The organism is Photobacterium aphoticum (assembly GCF_001029435.1).
GTDB classification, from domain to species: Bacteria; Pseudomonadota; Gammaproteobacteria; order Enterobacterales; family Vibrionaceae; genus Photobacterium; species Photobacterium aphoticum.
The window spans coordinates 120,225-140,614 of sequence record NZ_LDOV01000027.1; the positions used below are offsets into that span (position 1 = coordinate 120,225).

Sequence of the window (20,390 nt, forward strand, 5' to 3'; positions counted from 1 at the left end):
AGGTAGTCTGCAACACGACCTGCACCGTGTTTATCCCAGATCAAATTTTGCTATTGATTTTACTATTAACAATTACCTGCTGATGGAAGGGGGAAGACAGGGATGCGGAGTGCAAATACATGATGACGTTTTGAAAATGAAGTGGTAGCTTGAAAGTAATAGAACAAATAACACGTCTCAGACAGGCACAACAAAACGGAATTTAATCATGTTTAAACATCTAGCGGCAGCGCAACCTGACCCTATTTTGTCCCTCTCCGTTGCATTTCGAGAGGATATGCGGGAAGAAAAAGTCGATTTAGGTATCGGCGTGTACCGTAATGATCAGGGCATTACACCGGTGATGCAAGCTGTACAACAAGCGCAGCAGCGTGTGATGGACAATGAAACTACCAAAGGCTATGTCGGCTTAGCCGGTAATGAGCAGTTTAATCAGGCAATGATGGATTTGTTGTTGTCTGGTACCTCAGCGCATGCACGCGCAGCGGCTGTACAAACACCGGGGGCGAGTGGGGCATTACGCATGTTGGCCGATCTGATGTATATCGCTCAGCCAGAGACCACGGTGTGGATCACTAACCCAAGCTACGTCAATCATAAGCCGGTGATGGAAGCTGCAGGATTGAAGGTGTGCTATTACCCGTATTTTAATCCGGTAACCAAACAAGTTGATTCAGAGGCAATGCTGGCTGAGTTGGCTAAAGCAGGGCCGAAAGATGTGGTATTGCTGCATGGCTGCTGTCATAACCCAACCGGTGCTGACATTACGTTTGAAGATTGGCAGACCATTACGGCGATGGCAAACAAGCAAGGTTTCATGCCTTTTGTGGATATCGCGTATCAAGGGTTCGGTGATGGCCTAGAGCAAGATGCAGCAGGCCTGCGTTATATGGCAGACAACGTTGAAGAGATGATTGTTGCGACGTCCTGCTCGAAAAACTTCGGGTTGTACCGAGAGCGTACCGGGGCGGCAATGGTGATCAGCGATACATTGACCAATGCACAGAAAGCCAAAGGGCGCATTTTGAACCTTGCGCGTTCTACTTACACCATGCCGCCTGATCACGGCGCGGCGTTGGTTGCAACGATTCTTGGGGATGACGCACTGACGCAAACCTGGAAGCAAGAGTTGAGTGCAATGAATCAGCGTCTTCTTGGGTTACGTACCGGCTTGGTACAGGCGGTGCAAAAGCAGGGCTCTACTCAGTTTGATTTTATCCAGCAGCATAAAGGGATGTTCTCGGTTACGGGGTTGTCGCCAGAGCAGATTGGCCGCCTACGTGATGAATTTGCAATTTATGCAGTGGGTGATGGCCGTATCAACATTGCCGGTTTGCAAGAGCAACAACTGGATTACTTGGCTAATGCGTTGCTGAGCGTGTCTAAGTAATTATTCGCGACGTTATTTACGCGTAGCTTATTGAATGGGGAGCATCAGGTTCCCCATTTTTCTAACATTTCCCTGAGCTCGTGAGCCTGATACGGCTTGCTGAGAATATCGTTCATCCCTGCCGTATAACATTCTTCGCGTTCTGCTCGGGTTGTCCCTGCTGTCAGTGCCAAAATGGGTTTGGTATAGCCTTGTGATCGTAACGTCTGTGTTGCGGTGTAGCCATCCATAATGGGCATACGGCAATCCATCAGCACAATATCAAAAGGTTTTTCAGCGAGTTGGTTTAATGCTTCTTGGCCATTGTTGGCAATGGTTGGTGTAATACCAAATTTGCTCATCATTAAGGTGATGATCATTTGGTTGGTTTTCATGTCTTCCACCACTAAGACAGACAGGTTATCAATGGGTTTGTTCGCATTGGTTTCGTTGTCTTTGCCTTCGTTTTCCACATGATATAACGACAAGGGCAAAATGACGGTAAAGGATGCCCCCTGACCGGCGTCACTGTCCACTGAAATGCTGCCTTGCATTTGTTGCGCTAACTTTTTACAGATAGCTAACCCTAATCCTGTCCCTTCATGGTTGCGTTGGCTGGAGTTGTCTACTTGTGTAAACGGTTCAAAAAGTTGGGCTTGTTTGTCTTTTGGGATCCCGCACCCTGAATCTGTCACCGTAAAAACCAGTTCACCCTCTTGCCAGTGAATATCGGCGTTGACCGCTCCTTTGGCAGTAAACTTCAGGGCATTGCTAATTAAATTCACGTAGATCTGTTTGATTCTGTCTTGATCGCCCATCATCCAACGGGGCGTCTCTTCTGGGCAATGGATCGAAAAGAAAAGCTGCTTTTCATTAGCGCGATGCTGAAAAATGTCGTTGAGCATGTTCACCATGCTGTGACAGTCAAAGGGTTTGTGGGTGAGTTCCAGCATTCCCGCATTGATCTTACTGTAATCCAGTAAGTCATTAATGATGGCCCGCAGTAATTCGCCGGAATGATTCAGCGTACTCAACAGGCGAGACTGGTGAGCATCTAATGCTGTATCAGCCATGAGTTCGGCTGTACCTAATAAACCATTTAGCGGAGTGCGTAATTCATGGTTGATCATGGCGAGGAAATCGCGGGTCGATTTCTCGGACGCTTCGGCACGCTGGCGGGCAATGATGGCTTCTTCCAGTTTTAATTGGCGATCGATAGAGGAGCGCAGCATTTCACTGAATAAATGCATGTGTTTCTGAATGGTATTAAGCCAATTACCCGTGGCGTGCAGCTTGGTGGCAAAAAAGCCTTGAGTGTTTAGATGGTTATCCAGCGAGATCCACAGTACCTTTTCGACGGGGTCCCAATAATGGTGCTGTTGGCTCAGGTCGACCGGACAGTCCCAGACCTGCTGACGTCCAGACGTGTGCTCAATGGCAAGGGTGTTATCCGGATAACTCGTGATCACAATGCCACAGGCTCGTACGGAATCGTTGTCGACCAGCGAGTCAGCCAATTCTTTGATCAATGCGGCAGAAGGGGGATCTTTAAGGAATTTCCGGCCAAATTCCAGCAGCATGCTTTCTACTTTAGCTTGATAGGCCAAGAGCTCCGAATCCAGTTCTGCCTTCGCCTTGACCTTCTCAAAGCTTTTTTCAATCAGCTTTTTCGCGTCAAACAATTCGAGGCTTTTTATCTCCAGCAATTTTTCCGCTGATGTACGGGCCGCTCGCTCACGAGCCACCTTTTTCATCAACAAGGCAATACGCTGCTCTTCATCCATGTTTACCCCGGGATCAAATCAATCGAAAATCTGACATGACTCTTCCTGTCATCATAGGGATCCATATTGATGAGCACTTGCTCATTGAAATGTTTGGCGCACCCTTTAATGAGCCCTAAACAGACGTGTGACATACAACGTGCAGAGCGGTAATCCATCACCATTTGCGTTTCTGTCAGAGATAAAAACCGGAATTGTGGTGGTGTGGCATCCGGGTAGAGTTTTTTCACCTCGGTATGAATATGTTCTTCAACACGTTGAATAAAGCTAAAGGTGTTGTGCTGTTGATCCGGCATACCCGGCAGGCTTTCCAGTAAGCTATTAAAGACAGCTTCACCATAGACTTCTTGCAAGGCTTCTGGCGACACCCCGGTGATTTTGCTTAAGGCAATGATCAGCTTAACCAGATCACGATGGTCATAACTGCCGACGGCGGTGTAATGGCCATGATCATTGGTTTCATCAAACATCTGCTGACAGATCTCCAGCCCAAATTCGTTTTCAACTAAATCAATAAACTCGGTGAAAATGATGCCTTTCATAATCCCTCACATTCCGTTGTCTGTTGTACCTTTGTGGTCGCTGTCATGTGGTTTTGTTGCGGTTGATTGCTTACAGGAACGTGGCTACATCTTCTCTGCAAACACGGTGTGGTCGGCGGCCCACGAATTGAAGCACTTACGTTAATAAAAGTATGGGAAAGGAAAGCAGGCAGGTCAAAAATGGGCAACAAAAAAGTCAGCACAGGCTGACTTTTTAGGCATGAGCATGGGATGGGAACCCATGCTCAGTATTGGGATATTGGGATCAGTGCTCCAGGTAGAGCAGCGGCATTTTATCGGCAGTGCGTTGAAGCAATGCCGCTTGCATTTCTGCAATCAGTGCAGCTTGATTTGGCAGCGGTAAGGCATGCACATCTGTGATTAATGCACCTTGCTCGGCATCTTGATAAATCATGCCGCAAGCTGCGGGTTTGCCTTTGAAAAAGCCGACAAACAATTGCGCAGGCGAGTCATCTTCAAACATGATTTGTGTCAGGTATTCGATGAGCGCGTCTTTTTCTTCGTCTTGCGCATCCCATTTGCTGCCCAGTACAAGGGCGTAGCGAATCGTCAGCGGATGACAGTCAACAGGATAAATAGACAGCGAACCATCCGGTTCAGCGAGCGGTTCAGACACCACCTCACCACGTTGGGTTTGCTGGTCGCGTTGGTACAGTGCCAGGCCGACTTCACTTTCTGGCGTAGGGAATTCTGCGTCAGTGATATGGCTGGCCATCCACGTGTTTTTAAGATCTATTAATTGTTGCATCGAGACTGCTGACCGTGATCGTTGCTTGGATTATTCACACCATACCGTAAATAATAGACGGAAGGTATGGCTTCGCGGTTAAATGCTTAATTAATGATTAAAAATCACGTCATCTGCATCGACACGGTGGCGTTCACTGTAAATCCCGTCATCTGATCGCGTGCCACAACTGATGATCATCGTAATTTCCGCATCATGGGGCAGGCCAAGCAATTGTTTGGCACGCACAGAATCAAAGCCTTCCATCGGACAGGTATCGTACCCTTCGGCGCGCATCGCGGTCATAAAGGTCATCGCGGCTAAGGAGCTGCTTTTGTGCAAACAAACACGCAGATCGGCTTTGCTGACTTCACGCACCATCGGTTTTTTCAGCCCAAGACAGAAAGTGAGGATCTTGCGGGCTACCCCTAACAGACCGAAACGGTCATTACGGTAAACAAAAGGGATCAGCTTTTCATAATACTTGAGCGCACGTTTAGCCGTGGCATCGTCACGTCCGGTAAAGGCTTGGCGTACTTGCGAGGCGTTTAGTTGTGCGCGGCTTTGCCATTTATACGGGGTAACCACAAAGGCGACTAATTCATTGGCGGTTTTGGCCGCGTTTTGTCCCATGCAGTATTCCGCCAGCAACTGGCGCTTGTCATCGGAAATAACACGATGAAATTCCCAGAGTTGCATGTTCGAGCTGTTTGGCGACAAGGTGGCTAATGTCAGAGCACGTGCCACGGCGTCGTGATCAAAGGGAACGGTATGGTCATATTTGCGTACAGAGCGACGCGAGTGGACAAGGTCATGATAAAGCGCGGATGTGTCGGACATGAAATCACCTGTGATAAACCCGCCTTGTGCGTGAAGGCGTCGAGCGGTATGCATATATGCGAAAAAGACGGGCAATATTATGGCATGAACAGGTCAGTGTTTGTCGAAAAAGTCTTTGTTGCGAATGTACTTGTTCATGTAATGGTAAGTGATAGGGCGCAGTATCCAGCTGATGAGTGAGCGATAGAGGCGTTGGAAAGTGGGGGTGTCTTCATAGATTTTCCCATTGTGCAGCCAAAGCATTTTGCCCACATGCCAGTACACCAAGGGGAGCGGCGGCAAAAACGTGACCATATCGAGATCGCAGCAAATGCGGTAGGTATGCTGAGCAAGCGGATAGTGCTGCTTAAAATTCCAGAAGCCCGTCGCGGGTTGACCAAAAGTGACGATCCGCTTAATGGCGTTTGGGTGAGTTTGGTACAGGCGATGTGCAACCAATACCGCCATCGCACCGCCAGAAGAATGGCCCGTTAACGCCACTTTCTTGCCCGACTGTATGAGTGGCACTAACACGCCTTCGATTTGTTGATACAGCGACAGATGACGTTGTTGATATTGCCGCTCAACACTGTGTTGCCACTCTACCCGTTGGCTGTCACTGATGTGGCCAGAAGTGAGGTGGCGAGAAGTGAGGTAGCCAGACATGATGGATTTCGGGATTTTACTGCATTGTTCCAGCAAGGCGTAATACCCCCAATGGACGTGACAATGCGTATCGCCCGCCGGAATTTTCTTGGGAAAAAACGCCAAGTTAATCATCCAGTCCCACAGGTTTTGTGAGCCTTTAAAAACAACGACGACCTCTTTTTGTTCTCCCCATAACAAACGAATAATGGTGCGTCCCCAGCGGTCAGTGATTTCATGGCGTCCCGCTTTACTGAACCCATATAACGTGTGATCAAACGTGTCGGGATAGGCCAAATTACACAAAATGGCGTACTGTTCGTATTGGTACCGTTTTAACCGTTTCATGGCTTATCGTAGCAGTGTATTAATCCGTTAAGCCTAGTGGGTATTTGTCGCAATGGTGTGACAGTGTGAAAAAGCCAAAGACGTGATCTGCTGAACAAGATGATGCGAAAAAATGTCATCTAAGACAGGTAGAGTGTGATTTCATTGAATTGAGTTCAAAATTTATGAACCTCAATGCGCAAAAAGAATGGGATTTGATATAAGAATAGAAGACAGTGACAGTATTCTTTTTACTTATTGAACGTTAACACATGGCAGGAAATACATGATGGAATATGATTTTAAGTCTCACCCCTTGCTTCAATTGACACAAGCCACTCAACCAGAGGCGATCATCAAACAGTTTCAGGCCATGATGTTGGCAGGAAAGGCTGTCGAGTCCATTACCGTGGCCAGCACCAAGCAAGCGATTGAACAGAGTTACCAGCACAGTGTGAAGTTGCTGGAAGCCATGGATAAACAATTCCAAACAAACACGGATAAGCAACAAGCCTTGCTATTCCCGTTTGATGTGATGGATCAATTTACGCGACAAATCAGTGAGCAATGGAAAATGTTGGCGGGACTGTCAGTCGCTTCTGTCGCTGACTTACAAGCCGATCTTGAACAGCACAAAAAAGTGGTACTCGAGCTGAATGCCACCATTGAGAGTCTGGAAACCGCGTTGCAATCCCGCACTGCTGAGGTCGAAGCCGCAGAAGCCGAAGCCAATAAAGCGGTCAAAGCGAAGCAAGTTGCGCAGCGCAATGGCAGAAAGCTAAAAGCAGAATTGGAAGCCAGTGCAGAGCAAGTGAAAGCATTAGAAGCGCAAATCAGTGAACTGGAAGCGACGTGTGAACAGCATAAAAGCGATAATGTTACGCTGACAGAATTGCAAGATGAGCAAGAAAAAACCATCACAGCCTTGCAGGCGGATTTGGCGACAGTGAAAAATCAGCAACAGCAACAGCAACAGCAACAGCAAGGGGCATAACGGCACGTTACCGCCACCGCTCAGAAACCAGAGAGAAGCGCCTAATGCAAAGGCGCTTTTTTATTATCTGTGCTTTTTCATGATGCATGTTGAATAAGAAGTGAATCAAAAAAGTTTACATATGTGCGCTGAGTAACTATTTACTATATTGACGGCAAACGTTTTCGTCATTAATCTGGCTTACAAGTGTAAGCTCAATTGATAAGGGTTAATTAAGGATGACAACCACCAAACCACCGCTGATCTGGCTAAACGTTATTGTATTTACTTCAACGCTGGCAATCGCATTGATTGGCACACCACTGTATGCATGGTATGTCGGGTTTGATGGCGCGCAATTGGCCATGCTCTTTGTGGCGTTTACGTTTTGCGGTATGTCGATAACGGCAGGCTACCATCGCTTGTGGTCACATAAAACGTATGAAGCCAACACGTTTCTGCGTGTGCTGTTTGCCATTGGCGGGGCGTTTGCGCTGCAAAACAGCATATTGCATTGGTCGTCTGATCACCGCATTCATCATCGCCATGTGGATAATAATGATGTGGATCCGTACTCAGCCAAACGCGGTTTTTTCTTCAGCCACATTGGTTGGATGTTGCGTGATTACCATGCTGATCGTTACCACGACTACACCAATTGCCGTGATTTGCAGAAAGACCCAATTGTAATGTGGCAGCACAAGTATTACCTGCCGCTCGCCTTAGCCACCAATATCGGTATTCCGTTGTTGTTCGGTCTGATCCATGGTGATGTTTGGGGGGCGCTATTGCTGGTGGGTGTTGTCCGTTTGGTGTTAAGTCATCACACCACGTTCTTTATTAACTCGCTGGCGCATGTGTGGGGATCACAGCCCTATACCGATAACAATACCGCGCGTGATAATGGCTTCCTTGCGTTGCTGACCTTTGGTGAGGGATACCATAATTTCCACCATATTTTTGAAAATGATTACCGTAATGGCATTCGCTGGTGGCAGTTTGATCCGACTAAGTGGCTGATTAAAAGTTGCGAATGGGTAGGGATGACTAAAAAACTGCGTGTGACGCCGGAAGACAAAGTCGAGAAAGCCCGTGCATCCATGCTGCATCAACGTTTGCACAAGAAATTGCTGACACTACCTAATCCGCAGGTACGTTTGCAGCGATTGGATGAAGAGTATGAAGCCTTGCTGCAAAAGATGGCCGATTACTATGCCGCGCAAAAACGGATGCTAGAACTGAAGAAAAAACATTTGCTGGAACATTACGATAATTTCGAGTTTATGCAGCAATACCATGAAATGAAGTGCCGACTGGAAGACCAGCGCAGAATATGGAAACGTCTGACAGAGCAATATGCCTGACACGCAAAAAGATCATTGTGCGAGTGCGCATACGTAAGAGCAGACATGCACAAGTATTGAACAGTCTGTATGGCGTAAATTGAGAACGGGGCCGAGGCCCCGTTTTTGTTGCTTGTCGTGTAGTGATAGAATGCTGGTCATTGTCAGGCTTGACGTTAAAATGACGATACGATGCAAGTCACGTCGTAGAATTGGCGCAGGCGAGTCTCAGAAATGAGAAACGTACTGCACAGATCCAGTCATTGAACGAAATTTGCCATAATTGAGAGGTCAAATTGATGGAGGCATTGTTTTGAGACGCTTATTGCTCTTAATACTTGTTAGTTTCATGTCGTTGTCGGCACAAGCGGTGGAATACAATCGACCAGCCTCGGACAGTAAGCTTGTGGGCGTCATGGAGTATTACCAAGTCATGGAAGGCGATAGCTTATTGGATATTGCAAACCGCTATGATGTTGGTTTGTTGTTGCTGATGGCATCAAACCCTGGGGTGGATCCCTTTTTGCCAACACCGGGTTCGTTACTGACTATCCCGATGCAGTTGATTCTGCCGGATGTGAAGCGCGAAGGTATTGTGATCAACCTGGCTGAATTGCGGTTGTATTACTTCCCGAAAAACAGCGACAAGATGTATGTGTTCCCGATCGGCATTGGCCGTGTGGGCCGTGAAACGCCACGCATGACCACCCAGATCAGCCAGATGATCAAGAACCCGACGTGGACACCAACGGCAAATATTCGACGTGAATACCGTGAAAAGCACAACATTGAGTTACCGGCAGTCGTGCCAGCAGGCCCTGAAAACCCATTGGGTGATTACGCGATGCGTTTGTCTAAAGGCGGCGGTCAGTATTTGATCCACGGTACCAATAAAGACTTTGGTATTGGCATGCGTGTCAGCTCGGGCTGTATTCGTATGAACCCGTGGGATGTGGAATGGCTGTTTAGCCAAGTCAATCGCGGTACTGTGGTTCGCATCATCAACCAACCACTGAAAGAGACCATGGAGCCGGATGGTTCCGTGTATGTGGAAGTGCATGAACCGCTTTCTCGTGATGAAGCCCAGTTGGGTGAATTTAAAGCGGTAAGCGCACCGGATGCATTGTTGGCAGCGGTAAGTGCTGACAGCGAAGCAAGCCAGATGTTGAATCAGGCATTGAGTGCTCAGCAAGGTTTGCCAATCAAACTGAAGTAAGTTCAGGGTGATAGGCGAGAAAACCAAAATAAAAAGCAGCGAATCAACTCGCTGCTTTTTTTATGTGCCCATTTTATCGATCTATATCATTAGGATCAGAACGATCATCCGGAGCAGGACGAGCCACATGGTTTGCGACTCGCTCAGAGCCTGTTACTCCAAAATGGTGGAGACCAGCTGCTGAGGGTCGAGCCCTTGCAAAGGCTCAGAGATAAAGGCCAGTGCGCGTAATTCAGGAAACTGCTCATCAAAAATTTGCTTATCACGGTCTAGCACATAGTCATGTTGGATTTTGGCGTACCCGCTCGGGTACTGCGTGTTCCACAATGGACTCTTTGCAATCAGGCTGGAAGTAATGAACTGACCAATATAAGTGACTTGATTGGGTGAGATGGTGATCATGCCCCCTAAGTCGCTTTCTGATTTGGAACGTACCGTCTGCACGCCGTTATTGCCCTTAAAGCTGACGGAATCGAGCTCGTACTGGCCGACAGGCAATGTCAGAGTGAAAAGCTGCCCTTCCAGTTGCTCAGTTTCAAAATCTGGTACGGATTCCACGCGGGCAATGGTGATGATTTCATTACTGGCGACGTGACGAATATTCAACGTGGTAATGATTTTTTTGCCGGTAGATGGCCATTCAGTCGTCACCCCTAAACTGCCAGCGAGATAGCCGACTTGGGTATCTGATGAGGAAAGAGGGTCCGGTACGTTAACCGCAATACCACGGCTACACCCGCTAAGTAGTAAAACGGTGAAAAACAACACAATACGCATCATACTGCCTCCTTACTCGCGCTGCTTGTTTACAAAAAGTCATAGGAGTATAGAGTCATACACATCCTTGGTATGTCCCCTTATTACGACGCTGTCTACTATAGGGGAGATGGCTGTTCAGACCTAGTCAAGAAAGGCAAGAGTTATAGATGGGTTAGAATGATCTCACGAAATATTTGAAATAGATCCGTTTTTGCCTCATCTCAAGCCCTGAAACGCAACATATTAACGACTTTGTAGCTTGCCAAGGTGTGATACCCTGCGTGCAAACACCACTCATACGCCTGCTTGAGTCATTTGGCTAACATGTCTGACAGTTGTACGACAGCAAACAGCTAGACAGCGAAAAGATAGACAGAAAGAGATCATGAATACCTTGCCTAAATTAACCGCATCATTTCATCTGGGCAGCAAAGAGGGATTAGCCTTTAAGCTTTTTTCTTCCTTTGCCGTCAGCTTATTCATTATTCTCGTGTTGCAAAATTTAGCGGAAGCCGCATTGGTACGTACCTTGTTGTTTATCCCGCAAAGTATCAAAACCCAAATGATCGATATGGCTGAGCAAGCGGATACGTTGTTAAAAGCAGATGATCCCAAGGCGTTAGCACAATGGGAAGACGCCCAATCGTATACCGTCTTTGTGCTGGATAAAGACGATCAGGTTGTCAGCGGGCGGGCTATGCATCCCCATTTCAGATTTAAGTTACGGTTTGCCCGTGACATTAATACCCGTTTTGATAACCAAGTGAACCAACCCATTATTGCTATCCCGTTGGTGTCAGGCCATCGTATCGTTATCAAGTTTCCTCATGAATATCATCCTGCCCGTACCTTCGCGTATTACTTCATCGCCATTAAGGTGGTGATTGCTTTGTTGATCCTTGGTGTGTTGTCGTTACTGTTAGCGCGGAAACTCCAAGCGCCACTGAATAAGCTGCAAGCGGCGAGTCACCAATTGGCGGAAGGGGATTTCACCGTCCGTGTGCGTCAGACGGTGGGTGACAGTGTCACGGAGTTTAAAGTGCTGGCTGACAGTTTTGACCATATGGCACAGCGCATTGAAGCCTTAACAGCGAAGCAGCAGCGATTGATAAGGGATGTGTCCCATGAACTCAAAACGCCGCTTGCGCGCCATGAATTGGCATTGCATTTGTTAAAACGCAAGTTACCGGCGGAGTATCACACTGCGTTACAGCGACTGGATACTGAAGCCAATGAGATGAATACGCTGGTGGATGAGATCCTGGCGTTCAGCCAGTTGGAAACAGGGCGTTATCAAACCCAGTTAGGTGCTGTGGATTTACATGCAGTGTGCCAGCAACAGGTAGACGAGATGCAACACCATCTTCAATCAGGGTTGCATGCTGGACAGCGCCTGATCTTCGCAGAAGAAACAGACACCTCAGCATATCGCGTCATTGCGGATCAGGCTCTGGTGAACCGCGTGCTCAAGAACACTCTCACTAATGCCATGAAATACGCTGGGGCGGACGCCATTATTACGGTCTCTTTGCATCGTCATGAGAATCAGAATCAAGAGAAAACAGTGGAAATGCGGGTGAGTGATACCGGCAAGGGGATTGCACCTGAACATTTACCATCGATTTTCGACCCCTTTACTCGTGTACAAGCGGGGCGTGAAAAATCTGCCGGGGGCTACGGCTTAGGGTTAGCGATAGTGAAAGAGTCTATGGCGATCATGCAAGGGCAGGTGAAGGCAGAAAATACCCCTGAAGGATTTATGCTGATCATGACGTTTCGTGCCAAGGAAGAAAACGAAGCCGAAGAACGTGATAAGGGATGACGCAGTAAATGGCGTAATCGAATAACAAAAGAAGGGAATATTGCAAAGAAAGGCGGGGCAGACAGCTTCTCAACTAAGAAGCTGTCAGGCAGAGCGTAAAAACGTTTATTTCTTCAATGCTTCTACATTGATCACGTTCTTGAATTTGTTCGCTTTGGTCAATAGGTAATCCACATCAGGCGGGAAGTCTTTGTTTGACTTCGCGTGTGTCATCATGTCGAACACCTTAAATTCGGTCAGGATGGCATACTGGTACTCTTTGAAATCACCTGCCGCTTGTAGGGTAGGGTCATAGTACTTGTCGCCTTTACGGATGATTGCATGGTCAATCACCGTTTCTTCACAACGGTAACCCAATACATAACGCTCACCTTTACCATAAATCACGTTCATGTAGCTGTTGTAGAAACATTCACCTTCCACTTTTGTACAGCTTTCTAACGCGTCCTCATCCATTGCAGAAACGGTCACAATGCGCATTTTGTCAGCAATGAAATTTAATGCGTTAAGTTGGCGACGAACGTCATCTAGGTTTACTTCTGTCACTTCATATACACCGGGTAGTAAAAAAACGGCTGCATTATACCTCTCACCGTGCGAAATAACAGGATTTATAGCGTAAAGCAATCAGAATCACCATTGTGAGAGTGGGCTTTACATAACCTGACAAAACGTTACAAATGCAAAGATTGTAAATTTAATGCAAATGGTAATGGTTATCACTTATATTTCGTTTCAGATTTTTAGCGGCGCTTAAGCGCTCTCAGGTACAGCCAGTCTGCCGATTGATAATTCTAACTATTTGGCACGAGTACCGTACAATTTTTGGAGTAACGGAATATGTTTTCTAAAAGTCAGTTGGCTTTGTTTATTGGTGCTGTCCTTGCAGCGCCTGCAGTAATGGCTCAAACGCACGTTGAAACCACTGAAGTTGATGAACACATGGTCGTAACAGGCCGTGACTACGGTTACAAAGCCGATACCAACACCAGTGCAATGCGTATTGAAGCGACACAACTTGAAACTCCGGGACAAGTGTCCATCATCGACGAACAAGTGATCGATGAGCAGCGTGCGACTACGTTGGGTGAAGTACTACGTAATGACTCCAGTATTTCGGAAGGCGGCAAGGGTCGTAACCGTGAAACCTTTTTCCTACGTGGTTTTGAACTAGACAGTGGCGACAGCTTCCTGCGTGATGGTAAGCAGCACTGGTCTCACTACCGTCAGCCAATTGAATTGCTTGAGCGTGTAGAAGTATTGAAAGGCCCAGCAGGCTTGCTTTACGGTAAATCTGCACCGGGCGGCTTGATCAACATGGTGTCGAAGAAGCCGACCTATGAAACCCAAGTGAATGTGAGCCAGGATATCGGTTCTGACAATGAATCACGTACCGTGCTTGACGTGAGCGGTGCGTTGAACGAAGAACAAACACTGCGTGCACGTGCCATTTTGTCAAAACACAGCTACGACTCATGGCGTCGTTACAATGACGGTTCAACACCTTCAACAGAACGTTTTGTGGGTGGCCTGTTTGTTGATTATGACGTAACAGACAACACAACCGTGTCTTTCCACTATGACCGTACTAACGATAACGGCAGTGTAGATACCGGTGCATACATCGTTGATGGTAAGCCTGTATTGGGTGAAAAGCATGTGTGGGATGCTCAGTGGTCGAAGATTGAAAACGATGTCGAAAATATCGGTGTGGATGTGAACTCACAGCTGACTGATTCATGGCGTGTGGCAGCAAGCTACAACCACCAAGATTTTGAGCGTCGTGACACAGAAAGTTTCACTCAACCTGATAGCTATAACCCTGCGACTGGCGAGTTCTTGTATCAAGGGTATGATCGTTGGGATCATTGGAAATTTGATACGGCGAACGTCGATTTCGTGGGTGAATTTGATGCACTAGGTGTTTCTCACCAGATGCTTATTGGTGCTAACTGGTTGGGTTATTACTATAAAACTCAATCACAATCAGATAAGAATGGTTGTGATGCAGATGGTAAAAATTGTAATTACTATGTAGGTCATGTTGGTCAACCAATGGATAAGCCAGCTGATTTACATTATTCAAATGGTAAATCAAAGTCCCCAACAGAACGTGACTCTTACGGTATCTACGTGCAGGATATGGTCACGATTAACGACGCATGGCAAGTACTGGGTGGTGTACGCTTTGACCGCCATGAAACAGCGCAGGGTGATTACAACAACGTACTGCCAAAAGCAGCGGTTATTTTCCACCCGGCAGAGAATGGTTCCATTTACTTTACTTACTCTGAAAGCATTGAACCACAAGATCCAGTTAACAACGAAAATGACGTGAACGACGGCATGGAATTGGATCCAGTGAAAGGTACGTTGTACGAGCTGGGTTCAAAGTGGGAACTGTTTGATGGTCAGGCGCTAGTATCTGGTGCAATCTTCGACATCACACAAGAAAACAAAGTCGTGAACGAAGATGTAAACACGGGTGGTAATACTTCAATTACTACACAGGTTGGTGAGCAGAAGCACCGTGGTGCAGAGTTCTCGGTATCAGGTTACGTCACTGAGCAACTTGCCCTGAACGGTAGCATGACCTACCTGGATGCGAAGATTGTTGACCCAACAGATGCGAGCATCGACGGTAACCGTCCTGCGGATGTCCCAGAGTTTGCAGCCAGCATTTGGTCGCGTTACTCAGTAACCAACAACACGGATGTTAACCTGGGTCTTTTCTACGAAGGTTCACGTTTCGGTGACGAGAAGAACACGTACAAGAAAGATGCTTACACACGTGTCGATGCCGGTATTGCTCACACTATCAAGTATGACCAAAACCTGGACGTTATCATGCGTTTGAATGTAAACAACCTGTTTGATACAGACTACCTAGCAGGTGGCAGCCAGACCAAGACAATCATTGGTGAAGGCCGCAACTACATGGCAACGGTACAGTTCAACTACTAATACTGTGATAAATGAAATGGGGGAGTGAAAACTTCCCCATTTTTCGTTGTATTTTCATACAAATGATATTTATTTGCATTTGAAAGCCTGCGAATTTCCGGCATAATACGGCCGTTTTTGTTTTTTACAAATCACCCTCAGACCCTGCATTGCCATGTGTTCAATGAGGGATTTTTTTCATTTATTTAACTTGATTGACGATCAAATGAACTTAAAGAAAACCAGCTTGGCCTTGTTGATGCTAAGCACGATTTCTGCAGCACAGGCAAGTGCACTGAACGATGCACGTAAGGTTGAAAGCGCGATGAACCATGCCTCTGCGAGCAGCCAACAGAAAATTGATAAAAGCGCAGAAGCCGCGTTTTCGATGACCGCAGAGATTGAGCAACTACAAGAAGAAGTGGCAAACCTGCGTGTGTACCGCGATCACATGGCAAATCTTGTCGCCAGCCAAGCGGAAGAAGTGAAAAGTTTGGATGATCAAATCGCTGGTATCAAAGAAACCCGTCAGGGCGTGGTGCCACTGATGTATCAAATGTTGGCTGGCCTGAAAGAAACCGTGGCCAACGACAAGCCGATCCGTCAGGAACAGCGTTTGGCGCGTATCGAAAAACTGGAAAAAATGATGGTACAGGCGGACATCAGTGATGCTGAGAAGTACCGTCGTATTTTGGAAGCCTACCAAATCGAAATGGATTACGGCACCAAGATGGGTATCTACCAAGGTCAGATCGCGTTGGATAACGATCAGATTGATGCTGACTTGCTCTACCTTGGCCGCGTCTCTTTTGTGGCGCGTAGCCTAGATGGCACCCAGTTCTGGGCATGGAATGACAACACCGCCAAGTGGCAGCCGTTGGCGAACGACTACAGCAAAGACATCAACAAAGCCTTTGCGATTGCAGAAAAGAAAGCCGCACCAAGCCTGCTGACACTGCCAGTGTCTGTTAATGTGGAGACAAACTAAGATGAAATTCAAAGCATTAACTGTTGCGCTGTGTCTGTTCAGTGTGCCGATGACCGCCAGTGCCAGCCAAGCCTTGTCTAGTCAAACGTTGGTGGAGCAAACCCGCCAAGAACAAAAAGTGGAAAACGCGCATAACCAGCAACGTGAAAAAGGCTTCACCCTCACGGAAAAAGAGATTAAAGCGCAGCGTGATGCCCTGTTGAAGCAGCGCAAACAGCTTCAGGCTGAAACTGATCAGCTAAGCAAAACGTTCAGCGACAACGAAAACCAGTTAGCACGTTTGGAAGAACAACTGCGTTTGGAAACGGGGAGTTTGGGTGAGCTGTTTGGCGTTGTCCGTCAGGCAGCCAAAGATCTTGATCTAGAAATGCGTACATCGGTTACCGGTGTGGACCGCAATGATTACCGTGCGGTTGTTGATGAGATTGTTGAAGCCAAAGCATTGCCATCCTTAGCGCAACTCACCGGCCTGTGGCAGGGTTTGAACGAACAAATCGCGGCCAGCCGTGAAATGCGTGAAGTGAAAGTGCCTTTCATTAATGGTCAGGGTCACCGCTCAGAAGTGGAAGCGTACCGCTTAGGAAGCATGGGCTTGATCGGTGATGCGGGTTATCTGGCATGGGACGGCAAGCGTGATGTGGCGCAGTCTTATCTGAAGCAACCTGAAAATGGTCCGGTATTTACCGGCATGACCGACCTGACGCAAAGTGGTCTGCAAGCGACCGTGGTTGACCCGTCTCGCGGCATCATGCTGGAGCAGTTAGCCAACAGCCCAACATTGTCTGATCGCCTGTCTTACGGCGGCGTGATCGGTAACATCATTATTGGTCTGCTGGCCATTGGTTTGGGTATTGCACTGTTCCGTGGTGCGAAGTTGACGGTCATTCGTCAGCAAATCCGCAGCCAGTTGAAAAAGCCAAATGAACCGGGCAACAACCCATTGGGTCGTGTGCTGAGCGTGTACAACAAAGAACAACAGCGTAGTGTGGAAGCCCTTGAACTGCGTTTGCTTGAAGCGATTGTGGATGAGCAACACGGCCTGGAAAAAGGCCTGTCAATGCTGAAGTTGTTGGCCGCACTGGCGCCGATGCTGGGTCTGCTGGGTACTGTAACCGGTATGATTGAAACCTTCCAGGTGATCACGCAGTTCGGTAACGGTGATCCAACGGTGATGGCAGGCGGCATCTCGATGGCGCTGGTGACAACCGTTCTGGGCTTGGTGGCAGCGATGCCATTGCTGCTGGCGCATAACATGTTGAGCACACAAGCCGAAAACATTCGCAATATTCTTGAGAAGCAGGGCATTAGCCTTGTTGCTGAGCAAGCCGAAAAAGCAGGAATGTCAGCATAATGGAAAACAGCTTATTTGAAGTCACCTTGGCACCTATGTCAGTTTTTGACGCCTGGCGGTATTCATTAGAGCAGTTTATGAACCAAGGTGGCCAGGTACTGTGGTGGCTGGCTGCCGTTGTCGTGTTGTGTTGGGTGTTGGTGGTTGAGCGAGTGTTGTACTTGCTGTTCACTTACCCCAACCAGCAAAAGCAATGGTTGAACGCATGGGCAGATCGTACCGATCAAACCTCTTGGTATGCCCATGCCTTGCGTGATGGCTGGTTAAGCCAGGCGCATATTGCTCTGAACCAACATTTGAATCTGATCAAAGTGCTTGTCGCGATTTGTCCGATGTTGGGCCTGCTCGGTACGGTAACGGGCATGATCTCCGTGTTTGACGTGATGGCAACCCAAGGCAGCAGCCAGCCACGTTTAATGGCATCGGGCATTTCTTTGGCGACACTGCCAACCATGGCCGGCATGGTGGCCGCGCTGACCGGTATGTTTATTCATTCACGTTTGGCAAAAGCCTGTCAGTTCCGTGAATTGAAATTAGAAAAATTATTGAGGAGTCAGTGATGCGACTGAACCGTCCTTCTGCGGCCCGTGAAGATGCACAGGTCGATCTGACATCCATGTTGGATATTGTTTTCATTATGTTGATCTTCTTCATCGTGACCAGCTCGTTTGTGCGCGAGTCCGGTGTGGAAGTGAATCGTCCGCAAGCCAGCAACGTGGTGAGCCAGAAAGATGCCGGTATTTTTATCGCAGTGACCTCTGGCAATGACATTTACATCGACAAACGTGTAGTGGATGTTGAGCGTGTACAAGCGACCCTTGAGCATATGCTACTGGAACAACCGGATGCTTCTTTGGTGATCCAAGCCGATGAGCATGCCTACAATGGCACCGTTGTGAAAGTGATGGATGCAGCGAAAGGGGCGGGCGTGAAGAGTATCGCGTTGGCTGCGGAGAAAGGCTAATGTTGCGTTTATTGGTGGCCTTACCCATTGCTTTAGCGATGGCACTGGGTCTATTTACTTTCATGGCATGGATGGTCGATAACGGCCACCAACGTGCTGAGAAAGAAAAAACCATTGTTGCGATTGATATGGTGATGGTCGAGCAGGAGCGTGAAGCCCGTCGTCGTCAGCGTGCGGTACCTGAAAAGCCCGACACGCCAGAGCCACCACCGCAAGCCATGCCAACCGCCAGCACGCAAGCGGTGACCAATACGGTTGCGCCGAGTATGCCAAGCTTGAACTTGGACACGGCCGTGTCAGGTCTGGCAATTAATATGCCGACATTCTCCGACTTTGGTGCCAATCAGCAAGCTATGCCGTTGTATCGTGTTGAACCGCGTTATCCTGCCCGTGCGATGAAGCAGGGAGCTGAAGGCTATGTGGTGATGTCTTTCACGATTGATACCCAAGGTCGCCCAACGGACGTGAAAGTGATTGAAGCCAAACCGCGTCGTTTGTTTGAACGTGAAGCCACGCGTGCTCTGAAGAAATGGAAGTACCAGCCAAAAGTGTTGGACGGTAAAGCCATTGAGCAGATCGGCCAGACGGTGAGATTGGAGTTTAAAATTCAAAAATGATGAAGAAAATAGCACTCCTTGTCGCGTTAGCGTTGCCGTTAGGCACGGCATCCATGTCAGCGTCTGCAGAACTGTCGCAGTTCACCGCCAACAAAGTGCAGCGTGCCAATACGCTGCAACAAGAAGACAAGTTGGACCAAGCCATCGCAATGCTGGAAGGCATGGACCCTTCACGTGATTACGATAAAGCGTTCGTTCAACGTATGTTGGGCGTGTTTTACTGGCAGCAAGGGAACAGCAAGAAGGCCATTGCGAATCTTACTACTGCGGTGAAAAGCGGCCTGTTAGAAGACGAGCAAGCGTGGATCACTCAGCGCATGTTGGCAGATATTTTGCTCTCTAATGGTCAATATCAACAAGCCTTACCGCATTACTATGCTTTGACGAAATCGGTACCCGCTAATCAAAAGGCCGATGAGTTGTGGTTCCGTATCGCGCAATCTCACTATCAAGTCTCTGAATGGCAGTCTGTGCTGACAGCTATTGCTAAACAGCAGCGTTATGCCAAAAAAGCAGACGTGCAAGCCTTAACGTTGAAGTTGGGTGCGCAGTTACAACTTAAGAAGTGGAAAGGGGCGATCCCGACACTGGAGCAATTGATTGCCCTTGAACCGAAAAAGACCGTGTGGTGGCAGCAACTGGCCGGTATTCAATTGCGTATCGGTTATGCCAAATCAGCGCTGGAAACGCTGGCACTGGCGAAACGCCAAGGTATTGAGTTGACTCAGCAAGACTTAAAAACGCTAGGTCAATTGTATGCTCAGCGTGGTATGCCAGAGCGTGCCGCACGTTTGTATGCAGAACTGGATAATGCCACCACAGATGTGGAATTGGTGTCGACCCAAGCACAATACTGGCAAATGGCCAAAGAGTGGGACAAAGCCATTGCGACCTGGAAAATTGCCGCTCAACTCAACAATAAGTACCGTTGGCCATTGGCGCAGTTGTTGTTGCAGGAAGGGCAGTACCAGCGTGCCATTGCACAGTTAGATAAAGTGACCAGCAAGCGCCATGCCTCGGATGTCGAACTGGCAAAAGTGCGCGCGTACTACAAACTGAATAATTTCGATCAGGCGATTATTCATGCCAAGCGTGCGGATAACATCAAGTCGACATCGGCATCGAAAAGTTGGATCCAGTATCTGAATCAGATGCGCAAGATGGAAAGTTGATGGATGTC

At 47.9% G+C, this 20,390-nt stretch carries 19 protein-coding genes; 12 read left to right on the forward strand and 7 right to left on the reverse strand.

Translation table 11 applies throughout. The annotated features are described in order from the left end of the window. The first annotated feature begins 208 nt into the window (after positions 1–208). Positions 209–1,390 (forward strand): amino acid aminotransferase, encoded by a 1,182-nt coding sequence (locus ABT58_RS15460; RefSeq protein ID WP_047875320.1) that lies wholly within the window; start codon positions 209–211, stop codon positions 1,388–1,390. A gap of 44 nt (positions 1,391–1,434) precedes the next feature. Here ABT58_RS15460 and ABT58_RS15465 read toward each other — a convergent pair whose 3' ends face one another. From ABT58_RS15465 to ABT58_RS15485, 5 genes are all read right to left on the reverse strand, one after another. Next, the gene (locus ABT58_RS15465) at positions 1,435–3,153 is read right to left on the reverse strand and encodes an ATP-binding protein (protein WP_047875321.1); all 1,719 of its coding nucleotides are present in this window, start codon (positions 3,151–3,153) and stop codon (positions 1,435–1,437) included. A 2-nt stretch (positions 3,154–3,155) separates the two neighbouring features. Next, positions 3,156–3,695 (reverse strand): heme NO-binding domain-containing protein, encoded by a 540-nt coding sequence (locus ABT58_RS15470; protein ID WP_047875322.1) that lies wholly within the window; start codon positions 3,693–3,695, stop codon positions 3,156–3,158. 265 nt (positions 3,696–3,960) lie between these two features. Continuing rightward, positions 3,961–4,464, reverse strand: coding sequence for a hypothetical protein (locus ABT58_RS15475; RefSeq protein ID WP_047875323.1), 504 nt, complete (start codon positions 4,462–4,464; stop codon positions 3,961–3,963). A gap of 90 nt (positions 4,465–4,554) precedes the next feature. Beyond that, positions 4,555–5,283, reverse strand: coding sequence for a nitroreductase family protein (locus ABT58_RS15480; protein WP_047875324.1), 729 nt, complete (start codon positions 5,281–5,283; stop codon positions 4,555–4,557). Between the two features lie 93 nt (positions 5,284–5,376). Further along, positions 5,377–6,255 carry a lipase family protein gene (locus ABT58_RS15485; RefSeq protein WP_047875325.1) on the reverse strand — a complete coding sequence of 293 codons (879 nt, stop codon included), beginning with the start codon at positions 6,253–6,255 and terminating at the stop codon, positions 5,377–5,379. Between the two features lie 265 nt (positions 6,256–6,520). Here ABT58_RS15485 and ABT58_RS15490 point away from each other — a divergent pair, with 265 nt between their 5' ends. The 3 genes from ABT58_RS15490 (at position 6,521) to ABT58_RS15500 (ending at position 9,766) form a co-directional block, all read left to right on the forward strand. Continuing rightward, positions 6,521–7,228 carry a hypothetical protein gene (locus ABT58_RS15490; protein ID WP_146147191.1) on the forward strand — a complete coding sequence of 236 codons (708 nt, stop codon included), beginning with the start codon at positions 6,521–6,523 and terminating at the stop codon, positions 7,226–7,228. A gap of 218 nt (positions 7,229–7,446) precedes the next feature. Further along, the gene (locus ABT58_RS15495; protein ID WP_047875327.1) at positions 7,447–8,571 is read left to right on the forward strand and encodes an acyl-CoA desaturase; all 1,125 of its coding nucleotides are present in this window, start codon (positions 7,447–7,449) and stop codon (positions 8,569–8,571) included. A gap of 292 nt (positions 8,572–8,863) precedes the next feature. Next, positions 8,864–9,766, forward strand: a complete 903-nt coding sequence (locus tag ABT58_RS15500) for a L,D-transpeptidase family protein (protein WP_047875328.1) — start codon at positions 8,864–8,866, stop codon at positions 9,764–9,766. 153 nt (positions 9,767–9,919) lie between these two features. Here the strand turns inward: ABT58_RS15500 and ABT58_RS15505 are convergent, their stop codons facing one another. Next, entirely contained in the window at positions 9,920–10,546 is a 627-nt protein-coding gene (locus ABT58_RS15505) for a hypothetical protein (protein ID WP_053063106.1), read from the reverse strand. 364 nt (positions 10,547–10,910) lie between these two features. Here ABT58_RS15505 and ABT58_RS15510 point away from each other — a divergent pair, with 364 nt between their 5' ends. Further along, positions 10,911–12,347 carry a sensor histidine kinase gene (locus ABT58_RS15510; RefSeq protein WP_047875329.1) on the forward strand — a complete coding sequence of 479 codons (1,437 nt, stop codon included), beginning with the start codon at positions 10,911–10,913 and terminating at the stop codon, positions 12,345–12,347. Between the two features lie 105 nt (positions 12,348–12,452). Here the strand turns inward: ABT58_RS15510 and ABT58_RS15515 are convergent, their stop codons facing one another. Then, positions 12,453–12,893, reverse strand: a complete 441-nt coding sequence (locus ABT58_RS15515) for a hypothetical protein (protein ID WP_047875330.1) — start codon at positions 12,891–12,893, stop codon at positions 12,453–12,455. A gap of 294 nt (positions 12,894–13,187) precedes the next feature. Here ABT58_RS15515 and ABT58_RS15520 point away from each other — a divergent pair, with 294 nt between their 5' ends. The 7 genes from ABT58_RS15520 (at position 13,188) to ABT58_RS15550 (ending at position 20,382) form a co-directional block, all read left to right on the forward strand. Then, positions 13,188–15,311 carry a TonB-dependent siderophore receptor gene (locus ABT58_RS15520; RefSeq protein ID WP_047875331.1) on the forward strand — a complete coding sequence of 708 codons (2,124 nt, stop codon included), beginning with the start codon at positions 13,188–13,190 and terminating at the stop codon, positions 15,309–15,311. 205 nt (positions 15,312–15,516) lie between these two features. Next, the gene (locus ABT58_RS15525; protein ID WP_047875332.1) at positions 15,517–16,278 is read left to right on the forward strand and encodes a DUF3450 domain-containing protein; all 762 of its coding nucleotides are present in this window, start codon (positions 15,517–15,519) and stop codon (positions 16,276–16,278) included. 1 nt (position 16,279) lies between these two features. After that, positions 16,280–17,629 carry a MotA/TolQ/ExbB proton channel family protein gene (locus tag ABT58_RS15530; protein ID WP_047875333.1) on the forward strand — a complete coding sequence of 450 codons (1,350 nt, stop codon included), beginning with the start codon at positions 16,280–16,282 and terminating at the stop codon, positions 17,627–17,629. Continuing rightward, a complete protein-coding gene (locus ABT58_RS15535) occupies positions 17,629–18,189 on the forward strand; it encodes a MotA/TolQ/ExbB proton channel family protein (protein ID WP_373300171.1) in 561 nt (186 codons plus the stop codon). The genes ABT58_RS15530 and ABT58_RS15535 overlap by 1 nt, the downstream gene beginning before the upstream one ends. Continuing rightward, positions 18,189–18,593, forward strand: coding sequence for an ExbD/TolR family protein (locus tag ABT58_RS15540; protein WP_047875334.1), 405 nt, complete (start codon positions 18,189–18,191; stop codon positions 18,591–18,593). Before ABT58_RS15535 ends, ABT58_RS15540 begins: the two co-directional genes overlap by 1 nt. Continuing rightward, the gene (locus ABT58_RS15545; RefSeq protein WP_047875335.1) at positions 18,593–19,210 is read left to right on the forward strand and encodes an energy transducer TonB; all 618 of its coding nucleotides are present in this window, start codon (positions 18,593–18,595) and stop codon (positions 19,208–19,210) included. The genes ABT58_RS15540 and ABT58_RS15545 overlap by 1 nt, the downstream gene beginning before the upstream one ends. Next, positions 19,207–20,382 (forward strand): tetratricopeptide repeat protein, encoded by a 1,176-nt coding sequence (locus ABT58_RS15550; protein ID WP_047875336.1) that lies wholly within the window; start codon positions 19,207–19,209, stop codon positions 20,380–20,382. The genes ABT58_RS15545 and ABT58_RS15550 overlap by 4 nt, the downstream gene beginning before the upstream one ends. The last annotated feature ends 8 nt before the right edge of the window (positions 20,383–20,390 follow it).